The 4,558-nt window shown below is 30.7% G+C and carries 3 protein-coding genes; 1 reads left to right on the plus strand and 2 read right to left on the minus strand.

Annotated elements, in window-relative coordinates:
* Positions 1–333: 333 nt before the first annotated feature.
* Positions 334–1,905 (plus strand): InlB B-repeat-containing protein, encoded by a 1,572-nt coding sequence (locus ACI3VO_RS06810; protein ID WP_439757183.1) that lies wholly within the window; start codon positions 334–336, stop codon positions 1,903–1,905.
* 57 nt (positions 1,906–1,962) lie between these two features.
* On the opposite strand, the gene ACI3VO_RS06815 is transcribed toward ACI3VO_RS06810, so the two are convergent.
* Both ACI3VO_RS06815 and ACI3VO_RS06820 read right to left on the minus strand, forming a co-directional pair.
* Positions 1,963–2,955, minus strand: coding sequence for a glycosyltransferase family 2 protein (locus ACI3VO_RS06815; RefSeq protein WP_439757184.1), 993 nt, complete (start codon positions 2,953–2,955; stop codon positions 1,963–1,965).
* 2 nt (positions 2,956–2,957) lie between these two features.
* Positions 2,958–4,358, minus strand: coding sequence for a DUF3329 domain-containing protein (locus tag ACI3VO_RS06820; protein WP_439757185.1), 1,401 nt, complete (start codon positions 4,356–4,358; stop codon positions 2,958–2,960).
* Positions 4,359–4,558: the final 200 nt, after the last annotated feature.

Below are 4,558 nucleotides of genomic sequence, written 5' to 3' on the forward strand. Positions count from 1 at the left end.
CGTACTTTTTGATAAGTTTCTTTAATTTATAATTATATTATGGTTTAACAAGTGTAAACCAGCTATTACCTTAATAAATATGTATTTAAAAAATGAATTATTTTTCAAAATAAGGCTATACTTTTAAAGTAATATAACAATTTAAAAGAAGAGAACCTAATAAAATAAATTTAATCCCGGAAAAATTTGTTTTGTAGGTTCTCTTCTTTTGTTTTATATTAGGAAGGTTTATTTTATTTTTACTATGCTTATAGAAGGATTTTAATTTTAATTATTGAAATGATAAAAATAATAATTTACTATATTAATATGAAACAAAAGGGGGTAGAGCTTATGAAAAAAATAGCTAGATTACTAATTTGTAGCGTTCTGTGCTTATCAATGGTAATGACATCTGTAGTATTTGCAAGTGCAGAAGAAGTACAAGGTTTAGACGTAGAGAAACATACTAAGCAAGAAATCTATAATTATATTCAACAAAAAAATATAGATTTAAATTTTAAGACTCAATATTCAGAAGAACCAAGTACAACACAACCGTATGCACCTGGGAAATTAACTGATGAAACGTTGAATTCAGCTTTGGACACTTTAAATCTAATGAGATATATCGCAGGGCTTTCTGAGGTTAAGCTTAGTGATAAATACAATGAATATTCACAAGCAGGTGCATTAGTACTAGCTGTAAATGATAAACTTTCACATTATCCAGATCAGCCAGAAGGTATGAGCGATGAATTATACAATAAAGGCTATACAGGTTGTAACAAGGGAAATATAGCTTATTCTACTTATTACGATTTAAATAGAGCTATTGTAGATGGATGGATGGTTGATAAGAGTACTAGTAATAGACAAACAGTAGGACATAGAAGATGGATATTAAACCCTACTATGCAAGCTACTGGATTTGGTCAAGTTGGAATTTACCAAACTATGTATGCTCATGATTACAGTAAATTGAGTACTGATAAAGTAGCATGGCCAGCTCAAATGACACCTATAGAGTATTATGATAAAGACACTCCATGGTCTTTAACTATTGGAAAATATATATCAAATCCATCAGATGTAACAGTAAAGCTTACATGTAAAAATACAGGTGAAGAATGGAATTTCTCTTCTGATTCATCAATAGATGGATATCTTTATGTAAATAATGATTACTATGGGCAACCAGGTTGTATAATATTTAAACCTTTAGGATTTTCTCTTACAGATGGTAAAGTATATAATGTTACAGCTACAGGTAGCTTCGGTACTGTATCATATGATGTAGAATTCTTTAGACTTTCATATGTTAATCGAAGAAATATTATATTTGATGCAGATAATGGGACTACAAGTGTAGTTAAAACAATAAATGCAGATGAACAACTAGACTATACACCAGAAACTCCTACAAAAGAGGGATATACATTTGTAGGATGGTATAAGGATACTGACGATATAACTACAGAATACAAATCAGGTGCTACATATACAGAAGATACAACATACAAGGCTAAATGGGCTCATGTAGATATGTTAGGAGCACAAGTTAAAGCAATAGTAGATGATAAGAGCGGTATAAGATTTGGTACTAAAATCTACAATGATGGCGATGAAATAGTAGAAAAAGGAACTATAATACTTCCAGTTAAATTACTACCAGAAGGAGAATCATTAACACTAGATACTCCTAAGATTGCTCAATCTGTAGGTAAAGTAAACTATGAAGTAAATGAAACAGAAAATTATGTGACTTATTTAGGAACTTTAGTAGGTATACCAAGAGCTCAATTTGATGAAGCAATAACAGCATCAGCTTATGTAATTTACAAGGATAAGACTGGCAATGAATATATTGTTTATTCACCATATAAAAAGGGTTCAACAACTATAAATACATTATTAAATAGTTAATATTAAAAGAGCTATATCGTAAAGCATAATTTTACTATATAGCTCTTTTATTTATAGTTATTTAGCTGTAGAAATAGCAATATCAGAGTCAGAATCAACACTAGAATCAATGGCTGATTTGCCACAATATTCCTCTACAAAGTACAACGGTCTTCCCTTGACTTCTATAAATATTCTACCTAGATACTCTCCGATTATACCTAGAGATATAAGCTGAACACAGCTGACAAACAGCAGGATACAAATTGTGCTCGCATATCCAGGAACATCGACACCCTGAATTAAGGTTCTAACAAATATAAATATCATATAAGCAAATGCACCGATTCCAGTAAACAAGCCTAGAAAGGTTGCAATTCTAAGTGGCGCTATAGTAAATGAAACTATTCCATCTATGGCTAAATCTATTAGCTTGAAGTAATTCCATTTAGTAGTGCCAGCGACTCTAGGGTCTCTATCAAATAAAATTTCTTTTTTCTTAAACCCTATTAAGCTAAACATACCCTTTGTGTATCTTTGTTTCTCGGGAAATGCCTTTAGAGCTTCTATAGCTCGTCTGCTCAGTAGTCTGAAATCTCCTGTATCCTTTTGGATAGGAACTCTAGATACTGCCTGTAGTACTTTGTAAAATGCCTTTGATGTAAATTTTTTAAGCCATGATTCACCGTCCCTGCTTCTTCTCTTGGCGTATACATCGTCGTAGCCCTCTTCGTAGTATTTTAGCATTTCGATTATTAATTCTGGTGGATCCTGTAAGTCGGCATCTATTATTGCGACTGCATCACCAGTTACATAGTCAAATGCGGCTCCCATTGCTACCTCTTTGCCGAAATTTCTAGATAGATTTAAGTAACATACTCTTTTGTCAACCTTATGAAGTTGTTTTACAATTTCTAGAGAATTATCTTTACTTCCATCGTTTACAAATAAAAATTCTATATCGTAGTCTTTTATATTATCGGCTAAACCAGTCAATCTATTGTATAAAAAAGGGAGCGATTCTTCTTCATTGTACATCGGTATTATTATTGATAGTGTTTTTTTCCTCAAAATTATTTCACCCCTGCTATCGAATTTATTTCATAGTATTTTGCCATCCATGTGTTAAACCATGATTTTGGATTATCCATTATATATCTAGTTCCTAAAAATGCGTTGTAGTCAGTTTGAGGTATAGATATATTTTTTACTTTTATATCTAAGTTTCCTTTGGCTTTTTCTTCGTTAATTGTCTCTATTTGATAATTTACTTCATCGTAAGTTTTTACAATATCGCGATAAACCACTCTATATTCTACCATAAATTGAACACAAGTAAATACTAGTAAAGCAGTTAATAGAGGATAAATTAAATTTTTGTTTTTGTTGTTTATATATATATTTGCATATAAATTTCCTGTAGCGATTATTATAAACATTACAGGTCCAAACCACGTTCTGATAGATATTTGTGGAGATATAGCTAATACATATATTCCAGCAAAAGCAGCTAAAAGGTACATTATAGATAATGTAGTTTGTTCTCTTACTAAATTTCTGTTGCTATTATTCCAAATTAAGAATATCAATACTATGAAAAATAAAAGAAAAAGAACAACTGACATATTGTAAGTATACTTAGTTATTTTTACTATATTACCTACTATATCTAGTGTTTTTTCTAGAGCAGTAGCATTCCTAACTGAGTTCCCTGGTGCAATCGCTAAAAGCACGAATCCAACACAGCTTGATAAAAATCCTAAAATAGACCATTTAGGAATTTTAAGTCCGATAAATTTATAGTAGACCATAAACATCATTATAAGGAAAATCATAGCTCCACCTGTATTTTCATTAGTCCATCCAGCTATCAGACCAAATAAAAGCATACCAATATTTTTCAACACGCCATCCTTGTCTGTATCGTACAACTCTATGTATCTTTTGTACGGCAACAAAAATAAAAGCACGATAAGGCTACACCATAGATAATTACAAGCACCAGAAGCCCAAAGTACAGTTAATCCAAAATTAGGCGTAAAAAACCATAGACAAAGGCATATTCCAGCTAATAATGGAAGATTTATGCTTTTGTTTACATTACAGTGAAGATAAATAACTACGGCTAAGCCTACGAATACTAGTGAATTAACTATATTGAAGACCTGCTTGTCAAACATAAGTATAAATTGAAGCATTGTATGAGCGACGATTCTTCCGCCCCACATAAAATAATGGTTGTACATAGAATGAAAGATATCTGTAAAACCAGTTATTCTAGGTGTACTTTCCTTAGGCCAAAAGTTCTCGTATAAAAAAGTATATCTGAAGTCATCAGATACTAAGTGTGTTTTTTGATTTAAAATATATACGGCTATAAATGTTATTGCTAAAATTAGCATAAAAATGATTTTTTTAGCTGCACTGTCTGATTTTTTTGTAGTGCTGCTGAATATCGATTTATTATTTATCAATTATATTCCTCCCTGAGTTTAAAATTATTACCTTACAATTATACAACAAATTTTTAACGGAAGTATTACATAATAGATACAAAATTGTTAAGAATTTACGGATAATATGTATTTTTAAATTAAGTTAAGGGAAGTTAAAAATATAATTAGGATCGTATAAAAGCATCATGTAGATAAGTTCTATGTGGAGTTTTTATTTT

Source organism: Intestinibacter sp. (assembly GCF_051866655.1).
Taxonomy (GTDB): Bacteria; Bacillota; Clostridia; order Peptostreptococcales; family Peptostreptococcaceae; genus Intestinibacter.

Excerpts from the sequence above, each read along its gene's own strand:
- ACI3VO_RS06810 (WP_439757183.1), top strand. The coding sequence starts at position 334 with ATGAAAAAAATAGCTAGATTACTAATTTGTAGCGTTCTGTGCTTATCA.